This is a genomic window from Edaphovirga cremea (assembly GCF_003332275.1).
In the GTDB taxonomy this organism is placed as follows: Bacteria; Pseudomonadota; Gammaproteobacteria; order Enterobacterales; family Enterobacteriaceae; genus Edaphovirga; species Edaphovirga cremea.
The window spans coordinates 134910-150931 of record NZ_QOVA01000004.1; the positions used below are offsets into that span (position 1 = coordinate 134910).

Annotated in this window: 16 protein-coding genes; 15 read left to right on the top strand and 1 reads right to left on the bottom strand. The window is 46.1% G+C overall.

Going from position 1 to position 16022, the window contains the following annotated elements; translation table 11 throughout:
- Window positions 1-349 precede the first annotated feature (349 nt).
- The 5 genes from DRI82_RS07665 (at window position 350) to DRI82_RS23800 (ending at window position 2993) form a co-directional block, all read left to right on the top strand.
- The gene (locus DRI82_RS07665; protein ID WP_211317641.1) at window positions 350-1282 is read left to right on the top strand and encodes a hypothetical protein; all 933 of its coding nucleotides are present in this window, start codon (window positions 350-352) and stop codon (window positions 1280-1282) included.
- Window positions 1269-1865 (top strand): hypothetical protein, encoded by a 597-nt coding sequence (locus tag DRI82_RS07670; RefSeq protein ID WP_114192915.1) that lies wholly within the window; start codon window positions 1269-1271, stop codon window positions 1863-1865. The genes DRI82_RS07665 and DRI82_RS07670 overlap by 14 nt, the downstream gene beginning before the upstream one ends.
- A 116-nt stretch (window positions 1866-1981) precedes the next feature.
- Window positions 1982-2386: a hypothetical protein gene (locus tag DRI82_RS07675; protein ID WP_114192916.1), complete on the top strand. Its 405-nt coding sequence runs from the start codon at window positions 1982-1984 to the stop codon at window positions 2384-2386.
- Window positions 2373-2717: a hypothetical protein gene (locus tag DRI82_RS07680; RefSeq protein ID WP_114192917.1), complete on the top strand. Its 345-nt coding sequence runs from the start codon at window positions 2373-2375 to the stop codon at window positions 2715-2717. Before DRI82_RS07675 ends, DRI82_RS07680 begins: the two co-directional genes overlap by 14 nt.
- A 6-nt stretch (window positions 2718-2723) precedes the next feature.
- On the top strand, window positions 2724-2993 hold the full coding sequence (locus tag DRI82_RS23800) for a hypothetical protein (RefSeq protein WP_157968025.1): 270 nt from the start codon (window positions 2724-2726) through the stop codon (window positions 2991-2993).
- A gap of 327 nt (window positions 2994-3320) precedes the next feature.
- Here the strand turns inward: DRI82_RS23800 and DRI82_RS07685 are convergent, their stop codons facing one another.
- Window positions 3321-4238: a ketopantoate reductase family protein gene (locus DRI82_RS07685; protein ID WP_114192918.1), complete on the bottom strand. Its 918-nt coding sequence runs from the start codon at window positions 4236-4238 to the stop codon at window positions 3321-3323.
- Between the two features lie 251 nt (window positions 4239-4489).
- Between DRI82_RS07685 and DRI82_RS07690 the strand changes: the two genes are divergently transcribed.
- The 10 genes from DRI82_RS07690 to dppF all read left to right on the top strand — a co-directional run bounded on the left by DRI82_RS07690 (window position 4490) and on the right by dppF (window position 15751).
- Window positions 4490-5473: a LysR family transcriptional regulator gene (locus DRI82_RS07690; RefSeq protein ID WP_114192919.1), complete on the top strand. Its 984-nt coding sequence runs from the start codon at window positions 4490-4492 to the stop codon at window positions 5471-5473.
- Between the two features lie 96 nt (window positions 5474-5569).
- Window positions 5570-6604: a TauD/TfdA family dioxygenase gene (locus DRI82_RS07695; RefSeq protein WP_114192920.1), complete on the top strand. Its 1035-nt coding sequence runs from the start codon at window positions 5570-5572 to the stop codon at window positions 6602-6604.
- Between the two features lie 4 nt (window positions 6605-6608).
- On the top strand, window positions 6609-7262 hold the full coding sequence (locus DRI82_RS07700; RefSeq protein WP_114192921.1) for an HD domain-containing protein: 654 nt from the start codon (window positions 6609-6611) through the stop codon (window positions 7260-7262).
- A gap of 27 nt (window positions 7263-7289) precedes the next feature.
- A complete protein-coding gene (locus DRI82_RS07705; RefSeq protein ID WP_114192922.1) occupies window positions 7290-8435 on the top strand; it encodes a DegT/DnrJ/EryC1/StrS family aminotransferase in 1146 nt (381 codons plus the stop codon).
- A gap of 1 nt (window position 8436) precedes the next feature.
- Entirely contained in the window at window positions 8437-9261 is an 825-nt protein-coding gene (locus tag DRI82_RS07710; protein WP_114192923.1) for an EamA family transporter, read from the top strand.
- A gap of 706 nt (window positions 9262-9967) precedes the next feature.
- A complete protein-coding gene (gene dppA, locus DRI82_RS07715) occupies window positions 9968-11575 on the top strand; it encodes a dipeptide ABC transporter periplasmic-binding protein DppA (RefSeq protein WP_114192924.1) in 1608 nt (535 codons plus the stop codon).
- A 181-nt stretch (window positions 11576-11756) separates the two neighbouring features.
- On the top strand, window positions 11757-12776 hold the full coding sequence (dppB, locus tag DRI82_RS07720; protein ID WP_114192925.1) for a dipeptide ABC transporter permease DppB: 1020 nt from the start codon (window positions 11757-11759) through the stop codon (window positions 12774-12776).
- Between the two features lie 10 nt (window positions 12777-12786).
- The gene (gene dppC, locus DRI82_RS07725; protein ID WP_114192926.1) at window positions 12787-13704 is read left to right on the top strand and encodes a dipeptide ABC transporter permease DppC; all 918 of its coding nucleotides are present in this window, start codon (window positions 12787-12789) and stop codon (window positions 13702-13704) included.
- Between the two features lie 15 nt (window positions 13705-13719).
- Window positions 13720-14742 (top strand): dipeptide ABC transporter ATP-binding protein, encoded by a 1023-nt coding sequence (dppD, locus tag DRI82_RS07730; protein WP_114192927.1) that lies wholly within the window; start codon window positions 13720-13722, stop codon window positions 14740-14742.
- Window positions 14732-15751, top strand: coding sequence for a dipeptide ABC transporter ATP-binding subunit DppF (dppF, locus tag DRI82_RS07735; protein ID WP_114192928.1), 1020 nt, complete (start codon window positions 14732-14734; stop codon window positions 15749-15751). Before dppD ends, dppF begins: the two co-directional genes overlap by 11 nt.
- Window positions 15752-16022 lie beyond the last annotated feature (271 nt).

The window sequence follows — 16022 nt, forward strand, 5'->3', positions numbered from 1 at the left end:
GTCGCCGCAGGCACTGACCCGCAACACCACTAGCAGTAGAAACAGGCATCCGAATAGTCACGCCGTGGGCATACCTTATATCTCAAAAATAGCGACGCTTTGCGCCTCTTCCCCTGAGAAATGGCCTGCATCATCGAATTTTTATACCCGCGAAATTTAAAATTCACTCTTCAATGCATTCATCGCAAAAGTGAATTGCACCCCTATCATAACTTAATGTAATTACTGTTAATTTTCATAACAGTAAAGCCGTTGTGTATTCTTTCTACGGGGATAAAGTGGAGGCTGAAAATCTTTCTGAAAGGAATACAGAATGAGCCATTCATACAACCATAATCACCATCAGTTGATGGTCGCCGAAAATACAGTCCCGCTACATTTTCGTTTTCCGGTAGCGAAAGACGAAAAGGGCGGTGAATTTACACACTGCGAAGAATTTCTTGACAGCGCATGGGCCTATGTCAGCCATGCCATGTGGGAAGAAGAGCACCTGAGCGACTTCCGCAAACATGAACCGGGCGAAGCAGAGTACTGGGACTCAGTCCTGAAAAACGAGGTGTGGATGCCCGGTCTTGATAAGTCGAAGGTCAATCTCCCGACTGAATTGTGGCATATGCACCCGATTATGTTCCTTGATGCCATCAGCGCGCCAAAAGCCACCGGATGGGCGGACAGTCCGTTTGCTGATTTGCTGGGGGATGTGGAATCCAATAATGATTACACGGCCTATAACTGCACATGGGCTCATCCTTATCCGAAGCACACCGAGGCGCATTACAATACGAATTTGACGTCAATGACCCTCAGCCAGGTTATGGCTGCTCAGAAAAATCATGACATGTTCGCGACTGGGCGTTTTCAGATAATCCCGGACACACTGAAACTGGCTGTAAATACATTGAGTCTGAATGTCAATGCACTGTATGACGAAGCTATGCAGGATCGGATTTTTGAGGAGTATCTGATTAAGGTTAAGCGCGAGCCTATCATTAATTATCTGGAGGGTGATGGTAGTATTGAAGATGCGATTTATGCCTGGGCGATGGAGTTTGCCTATGCTGGTGTACAAAAAGGGCGGGAAATTAGCCGCGATTCCAAAGAATTCGAGAAAGATGAAAAAGGCCATATAAAGGTAGATAAGTATAACAACCCCATGCATAAAAGACGATGGGCACCGACTGATGGCGTATCCTATTATTCAGGAGACGGATTAAACAAAGCGCATATCATGCCAAATGAAATGATCCGTAAGCTGGAGGAATCAAAAAGTGCAGGTAAATAAAATTAAAGGGATATTATTTTTTTTAGCCTTGGTTGCTGGAGCAGCAAAGGCTGATGTGCCTCAATTTGGGGATTTTGATATTCAAAAAAGCAGCGGTCCGTTTGCTCATGCACTCTCCTTGACTGACCAACAGAAAATGTTTTCTGAAAAATGGCAAAGAATTATGCAGCGTGAGCTAAAGAAGTCCGTTAACTTTGCAGGTCACTACAGAGTGTATTTATCCTGGAATGGAGAGCTTCCGAAAGAATGCGGTGATGCCCGTTGGGTGTGTGGTTGGATTCTGGATAAACATACAGGCGAAATAGTATCGACGCTTCCTGAGTTTAATGGGAATGCATCTTATTTTTCTTATAATGACAATGGAACACCGAAACCTGATGAGTTCGCTCCAATATTTTACCCCGATAGTACTATGCTATGGATCGCGGGTTCTAACATTCCAGCAAAAGGCGAAGGTGATGATAGATGCGCTATTATTACCTACAACTTTAAAAGTAATAAATTCATCCCTGTTTTTCGCGGCGAATGCGAAGTCGATCATGGTGATGACCCAAACTACCAAGATAAAGGCGACCCTGAGTAATAAATAACCGCTCTCTATAAAGACAACCTGTTTTTCGGAAATATGGTTGTCTTTAAAGCCTTGTCCTGTCGGGTTCTCCGTTGTACGCAGTGGGGCAAAGTACGCACAAAACAGTGATGAAGGAAATTGTTCGCGGGCTGAATCTGGATGTGAATGCGCTATACGATGAGGCAATGCAAGATAGGATGTTTGAGGAATATATTATCAAAGTGAAGCGTAAGTCGATTATTAACTATTTAGAAGGAAATGACGGTGTGGAAGATGCAGCCTATGCCTGTGCACTTGAGTTTGCATCGGTGGGTGTGAAGCAAGGTAAAGAAATAAGTCCTGACCCGCATGAATATGAGAGAACATCGGATGGTCTTATTATCAAAGACAAGCATGGTCGCCCAGTTCATAAAAAACGCTATGCCAATCGCGGCGGGGTGACTTATTATTCTGGAGATGGACTGAATAGGGCATTGATAATGCCGGATTCAATGATTAAAGCGCTAGAGGTTTCAAAAAATGAAAGTAAATAAGAAATTGTCATATTTTCTCCTACTCAGCATTTCTTTTTTTGTTTTTGGGGGGACTCAATCTGGAGACTATCATGTTAAAGAAAATCATGGCCCTTATGCAAAAAAGGTTATTTTGTCTGATATGCAGAATAGCTACTCCAGCAACTGGAAGCACATCATGCAGAGTGAGTTACTTGAACCAGTTAACTTTGCGGGGCATTATCGATTGTATGTAGACTATGGAGAAAACCTTCCTAATGAATGTGATTCTGCCAGGCCTCTATGTGGATGGATTATTGATAAAATAACGGGTAAGGTTGTGTCAAAACTACCGGAGTTTATTTCGACCTAAAACGACATGAGCCACCCGAGTGTAGCACAAGGCTGTGCGGTTTATTCTTCTGAAGATGATAATGCTCCTCCACCAACGGGGGCGGCTTCTAATTTCCCATTTTTTTATCGTAACAGTACTTTATTATGGATGAATGGTTCATTACTTCCGGCATCAAATCCCAATGATGATAAATGTGAATATCAGATCTATAACTTAGAGGGTAATAAATTCCAAGTAATAGGGAAGGGAGATCCATCCGATGATCCTAATTTCCTGCATCACGAATCTGAATAGTAATGCTTGAGCCAGAAATGACAAACGAGTAGTTAAATGTCAAAAGGGTCTTCCGCAGATCCTTTTTTGTGACATCCTATGTTGTGAAAGTTTTATAATAATTACTATCTATAGGAAAATGCAGCCTATCGACTTTAAATATCTTATTTTTTGATAAAAAGATGTTTTTTTCAAAAAAAGGTGCGCAAAGTACGCACAAAATATTAAAAATTGAGCGTATCTTTGCAGACGTTCAATACGAAAAACAGCATGTCTTGCGACATGCTGTTTTTTTGGCCCCTAGCCAACGATCGTTGGTTGTCGAAGATCAATCATTTCCCATCACAACTATTGTCCGTCACAGTACAGCGCTAAAATATCTTCCACCGCCCGGTTGCAGGGCGTAGGTAACCCCAGCTCGCGACCATAGGTCGCTACGCCCCCGCTCAGCCACGGCAACTCCAGCCGGTTGCCTTGCATGAGATCGTGATGCATCGAGGCCGTCATTCCGGCAGGAAGCGTATCACAGTAGGTCAGTCGGTCTTCTGCGAAGTCCTCCGGCAAAGCGACACCGCGCGCTCGGCCTACCGCCACCACCTCTTTCATCAGATCCAGCAGAAATCCACGGCTTTTTGGGTTGGCACGAATCGCGCCGATCGGTTGACGCATAGATGCGGTACTGGCTGAAAGCCCGACCAGGAACACAAACTTTTCCCAGATCTTGCGTTCAATATCGTCGCTGATTGTCGCGTCGATGCCCGCTTTTTGGCAAATATCCAGCAACGCAACGGCGCGTTCAGATCGAGTTCTATCATATTCCCCAAAGGTCAGCGCCTGTAACGGACTTTTATGAAGAATGACACCGGGCTCTTCAATAACCGCAGAAATGTAACTTACGCCCCCCATAATCGCCTCGCTGGGCAGGTATTTGCGCAATGCTTCATCTTTGTAGACACCATTTTGCAATGACACTACTGACGCGCCTTGCTCAACGATAGGAATCAGTGTTTTCGCCACCTCTTCCGTAGACCAGAGTTTGACGGCAACGATGACCAGATCAACGGGGCCAGCATCGGCAATATTTTCCACAGCCTGTACATTTTTCAGGGTGATATCCCCAAGCGGGCTTTTGATCGACAGGCCGTACTGTCTGATGGCGGACAGGTGATTGCCCCGGGCAAGAAAGGTGACGTCGCTGCCAGAGGCGATCATCCGGCCACCAAAATAACCGCCAACGCCGCCAGCACCGAAGATTGCAATGCGCATGATAAATACCTCTCAACATGTAAAGATGGCTGGTTAACTTATACTCCAGTCATCTTGTCATCGCCAGTATCAAGGTCCGATGCCAATACGTCGAGTGAGCTTTCTGCTTAGGGGGGCTACTTCATTAGTAAATTCAGAAAAGCATGGGTAATTACGTTTGTTTTTTGTTGGTATTAATCACATACCCTGCAACGGATTTGGTACAATTAACGGCCATTATCAGTAATTAAAATCTTCCTGAAGTTTTATAGGTGGATGTTTTTATTGGTTTTTTTGATGCGTATTGTTATTATATTGGTAGGTTATATATGATAGGTAACTTGAAAAAAGAACTTAATCAGATATATTTTTTTTATCATATAAAGTTGTACGGAAGTTTTAGCATTGCAGCCATGAAAATGGGGGTTTCGCGGTCTTCTCTTATGCTAAATATAAGGGATCTTGAGGAGTATTATCAGGTGAGGTTGATAAATAGAAACACAAGAAGGTTTTCACTGACCAAGGAAGGGGAGATGTTATGGGAGTACGCAAGAAATATTTATTTGAATTTAGAGAAGGCTACGGAATCACTGAATGATTTTTCACGGGTAAATAAGGGGAAAATAACCGTTCATATACCTACGGTTTTAGATATTCCGGTAATGTACAATATTTTTTCTGAATATATGAAAATATACCCAGAGGTGATTATTGATACAATATTTGATGACAAAAGAATCGACATGATTGATGAGGGGGTAGATCTCTCATTTCATATCGGTGATCTGCCCGACAGTAACTATCATGCGAGACAGTTGATTTATTTTGATACCTATATCGTTGCATCAAAGGACTATATTGAAAAAAATGGCGTTCCGCAGACACCGAATGATCTGATAAACCATCAATGTGTTAATTTTTGCCATTGCAAAACGGGTGATAAATGGAAATTTAAAAATCCCGAAACACATCAATACGAAAATTATAAACTTGGTAATACAATAAAGGTATCTAGTGAGAAAGCATTATTATCATTCTCTGAACAGGGGTTGGGTATTGGGTCTGCATTGGGTTTCACTTGTAGGGATAAGATTAGAGAAGGATTATTGATACCTATTCTTACTGAATGGACATATGATGTGCCGCTAACCCTGGTTTTTATTTCGAAGGAGTTTATGCCTGCAAGACTAAGGAATTTAATAAAGTTAATCTGTGACAATATATCTATAGCGTCAATGTATTCGAGAAATTCATAATGATAGTTGTATTGTCTTTTTTATAAACATCTGTTGTGCGTTTTTCTGACGTGCATAAATGATAGCTTCTTAGATGGCAAAAAAGGAGCGCTATTCATGATGAAAAATAGAAAAAGCTGTCAGCCTAATATAGTTATAAAGCTACCTAATGATATTAGAGACTCAATTTCAGAAAAATTATATAACTTACCTGCTAGTTACGATCAAGAACGTGATCCTGCCTCTCTCGCGATAGCAGCAGCAAGCCGAATTGCTGATTTACTCGATCCTTGTACACAATCGCAGATTCTCGATTTCAGGGAGAAGCGACAATCCCCCTATTTACTCCTGCGTAATTTTATCTCTACAGAGAATATTCCACCGACGCCTACTAATGATACCAGCCCAGATACTGATAGCTGGAGAGTTCAAGCTGCTGCACTGCTGGGGCTCTTGCATTTGTCGGGGTATGTCGCTGCCTCCTTTCAGGATGAAATGGGTGGAAGGCTTTGCCATATGGTGATGCCTGCAAAAAATGATGAAAAAAGTTTCTTGCGCTCCACAAAGATGCTGAATTTTCATACTGAAGTAGTCAATGGGTATTTTGGGGAAGACTTTCCTGAATGCGGCCAAACGGTATCTCCAGAAGCCTTTGGACTAATCTGCTTAAGAAATCCCAATGGAACCCCAACAACAGTACTCCCGCTAGCAAAAGTTCTAGAAAAGTTGGATGAGGAGACAATGACTCTTTTAATGAAGAAAAAGTATACTGCATGCAGTCAATCATCGTTTGACCGAAATATAATTATCCGAAATATTTCAGTATTAAATGAACTATCTAATGGGACACTGGGGATTAGGTATAGCCACAGTAAATTAAAAGGGCAAGATGAAAGCGCGCAACTTGCTCTCAATAAAGTTCATGCGTTACTTACCGATAACCCTGAAACCATCAATGTAAACTTGAATCCTGGGGATGCGTTAATTCTGAATAATAGATCCTGTTTACATGGAAGAAGTGCTATTACAGACAGCGCTACTTTTGATGGTCTTGATAGATGGTTGATACGTATTTATGGTTTCGATAGGGGGGCATTTTCTCGGATGAAAAAAATGGAATCCATGAAGCATGTTATTTTACTAAATGAGTAATAAAATGAATCCTTTTATTTTTGAAAAGAGAATTAATGAATATTTGAGGCTTAACCCTCCACTGCAATGTGATGGTGCCCATGATCTAAGCCATTTAATGCGTGTGGCAAGGAATGCTAAACGCATCATTGCTCGTGAAGGAGGGGAACCTCTTGTTATTATCGCAGCAAGTTACTTGCACGATATAATCTCATTACCTAAGAACCATCCAGAGAGAAAACTCTCATCAATGTTTTCTGCTGAAAAGGCGATAGAAATTTTGTCCGCGCATTTTCCTGAATTTCCGTCGCATCTGTATGATTCGGTGGCTCATGCTATTTTCACGCATAGTTATAGCGCGGGTCTTACACCTGAAACAATAGAAGCGAAAACATTGCAGGATGCTGATCGACTGGATGCATTGGGAGCTATCGGTTTAGCCAGGGTTTTTTATATTGCTGGTGCGCTACAGCAAAAGCTATTTGATGATGATGACCCATTTGCCATAGTTCGTGCTCTGGATGATAAGAAATTTGCCATTGATCATTTCCAGGTCAAATTATTGCGACTTCCTGAGATGATGAATACTGCGGAAGGGAAAAGAATTGCCATAGTGAATGCAGGATATCTCTCCGATTATCTTGAAAAATTGGCCAAAGAAATTGATAGCGATCTCTGATAACAGAACTTTAGGAGGAAGTGGAAAATGAAAATAGATTGTATCTTTAAAGCTGAACGTAGCCATGATGAATGTGAGCAGTTGATTGAGAGAATTGATTTTGCTGATTCATTGTCTGGGAATTCAAATGTAATCGTTGAGTATGAAAGGTTACTTGCCAACTATTTCAAAACAAAGCATGCGATTGCAGTCTCCTCGGGCACAGCAGCATTGCATGCTGGCTTGTCTGAGACGATTAATCCTGGGGATGAAGTATTAGTTCCTGCCATTTGCGTCCCCATGACCATCGCTGCCGTACTTCAGGCGGGAGGCGTGCCGGTATTCTATGATTGCCAGATTGATTCATTCAAGCCATCAGTCATCTCATTGGACGCCATGCGCAGCGCCAAAACGAAAGCATTGATCACTGTTTCCATGTGGGGATACCCTGCTATAGATCTGCAAATCAAAACATATGCTTCCGAGAAGAATTTAGTCATTATCGAAGATACCGCGCCAGGGGCTGGAACAAAAAACAGTGGTCGATATGAGGGAACTTTCGGTGATATAGGATGTTTCAGTACCCATGAATTTAAAATGATCAGCACAGGGGAAGGAGGATTTATTCTTACTGATGATGATCGGCATGCAGAAAACGTGAGGTCATTTGCACATATAGGATTCTCGAAAGCTGAGGGAAGCTTTGGTTTCCGCACGGGTCTTAATTATAAATTATCTTCTTTGCAGGCATCCTTGGGCATAAGTCAGCTCAACATTCTGGATGAAAAAATGACGAAAAGAAGACGGAAAATAGCATTATGGCAATCATATATTCTTCAAAACATAGATATGTCCTTCTTCAACGCAAGTGCTGACTTCAATCATAATGGGTATTCACTTTGTTGTCTTATCAACAATACAGAGCATATTAATGCCAAGGGATTGGCCAATGAGCTATATATCCATGGAATTAACACGGATACTCACCGCTATAAAAATAGCATTGTCGCTGCCTATCCGTTTGTAAGGGAGTACTATAATTCCCCACGCTATAGTTGCATTATCAAAAAAGATTTCCCCAATGCAGCAGCTCTCCTGAACAGACTTCTGGTTTTGCCGTGTCATGAAGCAATAACAGAGGGTGATATCATAATGGCAACAAAGAAAATGTCACTCATTGTTTCAGGTAAATAAAGTGTATTTTATCAAAGCCATAATATCCAATATGATATGGGGGGTAACCCCTATCTATTTTTACTACTTATCTGATGTTGATGCTTATACGTTTCTAGCAATGCAAATCATCACGACATTTGGATGGCTGATGGTTTTTTATAGGCATGAGTTTTCACTGTCTTCAATTAAATACTCTCTTTTATCTGCTATTTTATTAATGTCGAATTGGGCTGTGTACTTGCTTGCTATTATTAATAATAAAACCATGGAAGCTTCTCTCGGATATATGATAATGCCATTGATTACTATGTTTTTTGGTATGTTATTTTTGAAGGAAGGTTTTTCAGCATATCAAATAGTGGGCGCATTAATTTGCGTCGTTGGATTATCATTCGATATTATTATTTCTGGTGTAGTCCCGCTTTATGGAATTTTGATTGCATTAACTTTTTCATTATATATTTTTTCCCATAAAGTGAAAAACAGAAATAGTCCTATTGCATCACTTAAATACGAAACACTTTTAATGCTTCCGCTGGCTTTATTGTTGCTTTTAAAATCCGACGGCGGAATAGACATGATTTCATCTGAGGGTTTTTTGCTGCTTTTTCTCGGCGTCGTTGTTGTGTTCCCTTTGGCTCTTTTTGTCAGGGCTGCAAAGGAGATAACGATGATTAAACTAGGTATGACCCAGCTTATCTCGCCAATTACTGTTGCATTTGTCTCCGTTTTCTTCTTCGGAGAGGCCATAACAGGGGCCAGACTGATTACGCTGGTATGTCTTGTCACCGGACTTTTTTTTATGACTTTTTTTAAAACCAGAACGCCATCGGCAGTACGTTAGCTCGGGTCAACAGTTACGTAAAACCCAGTGGGTTTTCTCCCGCATGTCGAGTGAAAAAGCCCAATACATCGAACAGTCACATACACTTTGACTTGGCTTCTGGTGCAGCATAAAGTTTGGTTAATGCAACAGCGATGTAACGAAAGGGTTTTTTCGTTTCACGCAAGATGATACCAGTCGTATTTGCTTCTGCGTCTCATTTCCTCACTCTTTCGAGTGGGTCTCCAGCATTTTCCCCTGTCTTTTACCCCGATCACAAAAATAACCGTTCAGATAATCATCATTCAGCAAGAAAGTTTTTTAGTTTATTGATGGCGGAAATAACTGGAGACATTCTGTTACGCAGTGATTAATAGCTGACAATGAGACGTAGACTAATTTTTAATTCTGTAAATGTTATCAAATGGTTTTTTTTATGTTTGTTTGCTGTTTCTCACACTCTTTGTAAATGCCTGGTGGTTATATTGACGTCACCCTAAACAGTTGCCAAATTGGTACCCTCAGGGGTATGACCAGAGAAACGTTCGGGTGAATTCCATGCATCCGACACCTTGTCCAGGCAGTGTTGGTCGGGCATCCCTGGTTATGTTCCTCGCGGCTTTCGGGTCGTGATCGTAAACAAAAAATACCGACCGTAGACCAAAAATTACAGGGTCGGATTGTATAAAACACACAACATCACATTACCATTAACGGAGCATAATCGATGACAATCTCCTTGGGAAAAGCAGGGATACTGAAATTCGGCATTAGCCTGATTGCACTGACCGTTGCGGCCAGTGTTCAGGCAAAAACCCTGGTGTACTGTTCAGAAGGTTCGCCTGAGGGATTCAACCCGCAGCTGTTCACCTCTGGTACCACCTTTGATGCCAGTTCCGTGCCGATCTATAACCGTCTGGTAGAGTTCAAACTCGGTACGACCGAAATAGAACCTGGCTTGGCTGAAAAGTGGGAAATCAGTGACGACGGCAAAACCTATACGTTCCATCTGCGCAAAGACGTGAAGTGGCAAGACAATAAAGATTTCAAACCATCACGTAATTTCAATGCCGATGACGTTCTGTTTTCCTTCAATCGTCAACTGGATGTAAAGAACGCATACCATAAAGTCTCCGGCGGCAGCTATGAGTACTTCCAGGGTATGGGTATGGATACACTGATCAGCAGCATCGAAAAAGTCGATGACTATACTGTCCGCTTCCATCTGGTTCGCCCTGAGTCTCCGTTCCTGGCTGACCTGGCCATGGACTTTGCCTCTATTCTCTCTTCTGAATATGCTGACAACATGTTGAAAGCGGGTACGCCAGAAAAAATTGACATGAATCCAATCGGTACTGGCCCGTTCCAACTGCAGCAGTACCAGAAAGACTCCCGTATTCTGTATAAAGCCTTTGATGGCTACTGGGGCACCAAGCCGAAGATTGATCGTCTGGTCTTCTCCATCACCCCCGATGCGTCCGTGCGTTATGCCAAAATGCAGAAAGATGAATGCCAGGTGATGCCGTACCCGAACCCGGCTGATATCGCAACCATGAAGAAAGACGGCAAGATTAACCTGATGCAACAACCTGGCCTGAACGTCGGTTACCTGTCGTTCAACGTTCAGAAGAAGCCGCTGGATCAAGTGAAAGTCCGTCAGGCGCTGACCTACGCTGTCAATAAAGCAGCCATCATTGAAGCGGTTTATCAGGGCGCAGGCCAACCGGCCAAAAACCTGATCCCGCCGACCATGTGGGGCTATAACGACGAGATCAAGGATTACGATTACAATCCGGAAAAAGCCAAGGAACTGCTGAAAGAAGCGGGTCTGGCCGATGGCTTTACCATCGACCTCTGGGCAATGCCGGTACAGCGTCCGTATAACCCGAACGCGCGTCGTATGGCCGAAATGATTCAGTCCGACTGGGCGAAGATTGGCGTTAAAGCCAATATCGTGACCTACGAGTGGGGCGAATATCTCAAGCGCGCCAAAGAGGGCGAACACCAGAGTGTGATGATGGGATGGACCGGGGACAATGGGGATCCGGACAACTTCTTCGCCACGCTGTTTAGCTGTGATGCCGCGCAGCAAGGATCCAACTACTCCAAATGGTGTTACAAGCCGTTTGAGGACCTGATCCAGCCAGCCCGTGCTGAGTCCGATCACGACAAGCGTATCGCACTGTACAAACAGGCTCAGGTTGTGATGCACGATCAAGCCCCGGCGCTGATCATTGCTCACTCCACCGTGTACGAACCCGTGAATAAGAAAGTGAAAGGTTATGTTGTTGACCCATTGGGTAAACACCATTTCGAAAACGTATCCATGGACTGATTTTTAACCTATAACGAGGCTGGGAAGTGGTGTCTGGCGTGCAGTGCATAATGTGCTGTACTGCCGGGATCCCGCTTTCCGGCCTGTTCGTGTCCGGTTAAAAAAATTTCGCTTCAGATGTGAGCCTAATAAGCCCGATGGCCAATGAGCTACCGGGCATTTTCTACAGAGAGTTCGGGATATGTTGCAGTTCATACTCCGGCGTTTGGGGTTGGTTATCCCAACGTTTATCGGCATTACGTTGCTGACGTTTGCCTTCGTTCATATGATTCCAGGTGATCCGGTAACCATTATGGCTGGGGAGCGTGGTATCTCCGCCGAGCGCCATGCTCAGTTGATGACTGAGATGGGGCTGGACAAGCCACTTTACCAACAGTATTTCCATTACGTCAGCGGTGTCCTGCAGGGCGACCTCGGAACGTCGCTGAAGAGCCGTATTGCCGTTTGGGAAGAGTTCGTGCCACGTTTCAAAGCCACGCTTGAACTGGGTATCTGCGCGATGCTTTTTGCCGTGCTGGTGGGAATTCCGGTTGGGGTGTTGGCCGCTGTAAAGCGAGGGTCGATCTTCGATCACACCGCCGTAGGTATTTCCCTCACGGGCTATTCGATGCCCATCTTCTGGTGGGGCATGATGCTGATCATGCTGGTGTCGGTGCACTTGAACCTGACGCCGGTGTCGGGGCGCGTCGGCGACACGGTATTCCTTGATGATAGTCTTCCCCTGACGGGTTTTATGCTGATCGACACGCTGTTCTGGGGCGAACCCGGTGACTTCGTTGATGCTGTCATGCATATGATCTTGCCAGCCCTGGTTCTCGGTACCATTCCTTTGGCGGTTATCGTGCGTATGACCCGTTCCGCCATGCTGGAAGTGCTGGGTGAGGATTATATCCGTACCGCCCGCGCCAAAGGCCTGAGCCGTATGCGAGTCATCATTGTCCATGCACTGCGCAATGCGCTGCTACCGGTGGTTACGGTAATCGGCTTGCAGGTCGGAACCTTGCTGGCGGGTGCAATTCTGACAGAAACCATCTTCTCCTGGCCTGGACTGGGCCGCTGGCTGATTGATGCGTTGCAACGCCGCGATTACCCGGTGGTGCAGGGCGGGGTGCTGTTGGTCGCCACCATGATCATTCTGGTTAACCTGCTGGTAGACGTGCTCTACGGTGTGGTTAACCCTCGTATCAGACATAAGAAATAAGGGGCGCACAATGTCTCAAATTAGTGAGCCTGTAGGCACGGAATCACAAAGGAAAGGGCCGCCGGTACCAATGACGCCGTTGCAGGAGTTCTGGCACTATTTCCGCCGCAACAAAGGGGCGGTAGTCGGTCTGGCTTATATCGTCATTGTGGTGATTATCGCCATTGGTGCCAATTTCATTGCGCCGCATGCGCCAGCGGAACAGTTCCGTGATGCTTTGCTGCGTCCACCGGTCTGGCAGGAAGGCGGTAGCTGGCAATATCTGCTCGGTACCGATGATGTAGGCCGCGATGTGCTGTCGCGCCTGATGTACGGTGCGCGACTGTCGCTGCTGGTAGGGTGTCTGGTGGTGGTGCTGTCATTGATCCTCGGCGTAGTCTTCGGACTGCTGGCGGGTTATTACGGTGGCATGGTGGATATCATCATCATGCGTGTGGTCGACATCATGCTGGCGCTGCCAAGCCTGTTGCTGGCGTTGGTGCTGGTTGCGGTTTTCGGCCCCTCGATTGTCAATGCGTCACTGGCGCTGACGTTTGTGGCGTTGCCGCATTATGTACGTTTAACCCGTGCAGCGGTGCTGGTGGAAGTCCACCGTGATTACGTCACAGCTTCCCGCGTGGCGGGCGCCAGTTCGACGCGCCAGATGTTCATCAACATTCTGCCAAACTGCCTGGCTCCGCTGATTGTTCAGGCTTCTCTCGGCTTTTCGAATGCCATTCTCGATATGGCCGCTCTGGGCTTCCTCGGTATGGGCGCACAGCCGCCAACGCCTGAGTGGGGCACGATGCTGTCCGACGTATTGCAGTTCGCGCAAAGTGCCTGGTGGGTTGTGACCTTCCCGGGTGTGGCGATCCTGCTGACGGTACTGGCATTTAACCTGATGGGGGACGGCCTGCGTGATGCTCTCGACCCCAAACTCAAGCAGTAACAGAGGGTAAGAGAGATGTCTTCGACAGATACTATTCAAAAACCCGCCAGCAAGACTTTGCTGACGGTAGATAAACTCTCGGTGCACTTCGGTGACGAGGGTACGCCGTTCCGCGCCGTTGACCGTATCAGCTACAACGTGCAACAGGGACAGGTGGTCGGCATTGTGGGTGAGTCCGGTTCGGGAAAATCCGTCAGTTCACTGGCAATTATGGGGTTGATCGATTTCCCCGGTAAAGTGATGGCCGACAGGCTGGAGTTCAATGGCCACGATCTGCAGAAAATGAGCGAAAAAGAGCGCCGCCAACTGGTGGGTTCGGAAGTCGCGATGATTTTCCAGGATCCGATGACCAGTCTGAACCCGTGCTACACCGTCGGTTATCAGATCATGGAAGCGTTGAAGGTGCATCAGGGGGGCAGCAAGAAAACCCGCCGCCAGCGCACCATCGATTTACTGAATCTGGTCGGGATCCCCGATGCCGCCTCACGCCTTGATGTCTATCCGCACCAGCTTTCTGGTGGGATGAGCCAGCGAGTGATGATCGCCATGGCCATTGCCTGCCGACCAAAACTGCTGATTGCTGATGAGCCGACCACCGCGCTCGATGTGACTATTCAGGCGCAGATTATCGAACTGCTGCTGGAATTGCAGCAGCGCGAGAATATGGCGCTGATCCTGATCACCCACGATCTGGCTCTGGTGGCGGAAGCCGCGCATCACATCATCGTTATGTATGCCGGACAAGTCGTTGAGGTGGGCAAAGCGGTAGAGATTTTCCGCGCCCCGCGCCACCCCTATACTCAGGCGTTGCTGCGCGCCCTGCCTGAGTTCGCGACCGATAAAGCCCGTCTGGCTTCGCTTCCGGGCGTCGTCCCGGGGAAATACGATCGTCCCGATGGTTGCCTGCTCAACCCACGTTGCCCCTATGCCACCGATCGTTGCCGGGTAGAAGAGCCGGAATTACGCGATGTGGCGGGTCGTCAGTCGAAGTGCCATTTCCCACTGGATGATGCCGGGAGACCAACTTATGAGTCTTAATCAGGCCGCTGCGCAACAGCCTTTGTTGCAGGCCATTGATCTGAAAAAATACTATCCGGTGAAGAAGGGGTTGTTCGCCCCTGAGCGAATGGTAAAAGCACTGGACGGCGTCTCTTTTGAGCTGGAACGTGGCAAAACGCTGGCGGTGGTAGGTGAATCCGGTTGTGGCAAGTCCACGCTGGGCCGCCTGCTGACCATGATTGAAGTGCCTACCGGCGGTGAACTCTATTATCGGGGGCAGGATTTGCTGAAGCCTGACGAAACAGCGGAAAAGCTGCGTCGCCAGAAGATTCAGATCGTCTTCCAAAACCCTTATGGTTCGTTGAATCCGCGCAAGAAAGTCGGGCAGATTCTGGAAGAGCCGCTGCAAATCAACACCTCGCTGACCAGCGCAGAGCGCCGTGAAAAAGCCCTCGAGATGATGGCGAAGGTGGGTTTGAAGACCGAACATTACGATCGTTATCCGCATATGTTCTCAGGCGGCCAGCGTCAGCGTATTGCGATTGCGCGTGGGCTGATGCTCAATCCCGACGTAGTGATTGCGGATGAACCGGTTTCAGCGCTGGACGTTTCGGTGCGGGCGCAGGTACTGAATCTGATGATGGATCTGCAACAGGAACTGGGGCTCTCTTATGTGTTCATCTCCCATGATTTGTCGGTGGTTGAACATATCGCAGACGAAGTGATGGTGATGTACCTTGGTCGCTGCGTCGAAAAGGGAACCAAGGAGGCGATCTTCAATAACCCGCGCCATCCATACACCCAGGCTCTGCTGTCAGCCACGCCACGCCTGAATCCGGATCAGCGTCGGGAGCGCATCAAACTGACGGGCGAGTTGCCAAGTCCGTTGAACCCGCCTACGGGCTGTGCGTTCAATGCCCGTTGCCGCCGCGCTTTTGGCACCTGTACGCAGGTACAGCCGAAGCTCAAACAGTATGGCGATCAACTGATAGCCTGTTTTGCCGTCGATCAGGATGAGCAAGAGAAACAGCAGGCGGTAGTGAAGTAACTTTGTGACCGGGGTGAGCGACAAATCTGCCAAAAGCAAATTTAGACGTTGCTTGCCCCGGTAACTGAATATAACGATAGTGAATAAAAAAATATTATCTATACCAGATGACAACTAAAACAATTACTATGAAACCTAACGTTAATCTTCCCCATATGTCCGGGAAATATGTCAAAGTTACCCCCACCAAAAATAATGATAAATGCTAAAGGTATTACTGCCCACTATATATATCACCAGCTAACTCCATTAAAAATTTTATTATAGAATT

What these genes read in the sequence shown, in the direction of transcription:
- dppD (WP_114192927.1), top strand. Translation starts at nt 13,720, where the DNA reads ATGTCTTCGACAGATACTATTCAAAAACCCGCCAGCAAGACTTTGCTG.
- DRI82_RS07700 (WP_114192921.1), top strand. Translation starts at nt 6,609, where the DNA reads ATGAATCCTTTTATTTTTGAAAAGAGAATTAATGAATATTTGAGGCTT.
- DRI82_RS07695 (WP_114192920.1), top strand. Translation starts at nt 5,570, where the DNA reads ATGATGAAAAATAGAAAAAGCTGTCAGCCTAATATAGTTATAAAGCTA.
- DRI82_RS07705 (WP_114192922.1), top strand. Translation starts at nt 7,290, where the DNA reads ATGAAAATAGATTGTATCTTTAAAGCTGAACGTAGCCATGATGAATGT.
- dppA (WP_114192924.1), top strand. Translation starts at nt 9,968, where the DNA reads ATGACAATCTCCTTGGGAAAAGCAGGGATACTGAAATTCGGCATTAGC.
- dppF (WP_114192928.1), top strand. Translation starts at nt 14,732, where the DNA reads ATGAGTCTTAATCAGGCCGCTGCGCAACAGCCTTTGTTGCAGGCCATT.
- DRI82_RS23800 (WP_157968025.1), top strand. Translation starts at nt 2,724, where the DNA reads ATGAGCCACCCGAGTGTAGCACAAGGCTGTGCGGTTTATTCTTCTGAA.
- dppC (WP_114192926.1), top strand. Translation starts at nt 12,787, where the DNA reads ATGTCTCAAATTAGTGAGCCTGTAGGCACGGAATCACAAAGGAAAGGG.
- dppB (WP_114192925.1), top strand. Translation starts at nt 11,757, where the DNA reads ATGTTGCAGTTCATACTCCGGCGTTTGGGGTTGGTTATCCCAACGTTT.
- DRI82_RS07685 (WP_114192918.1), bottom strand. Translation starts at nt 4,238, where the DNA reads ATGCGCATTGCAATCTTCGGTGCTGGCGGCGTTGGCGGTTATTTTGGT.
- DRI82_RS07680 (WP_114192917.1), top strand. Translation starts at nt 2,373, where the DNA reads ATGAAAGTAAATAAGAAATTGTCATATTTTCTCCTACTCAGCATTTCT.
- DRI82_RS07665 (WP_211317641.1), top strand. Translation starts at nt 350, where the DNA reads ATGGTCGCCGAAAATACAGTCCCGCTACATTTTCGTTTTCCGGTAGCG.
- DRI82_RS07675 (WP_114192916.1), top strand. Translation starts at nt 1,982, where the DNA reads ATGAAGGAAATTGTTCGCGGGCTGAATCTGGATGTGAATGCGCTATAC.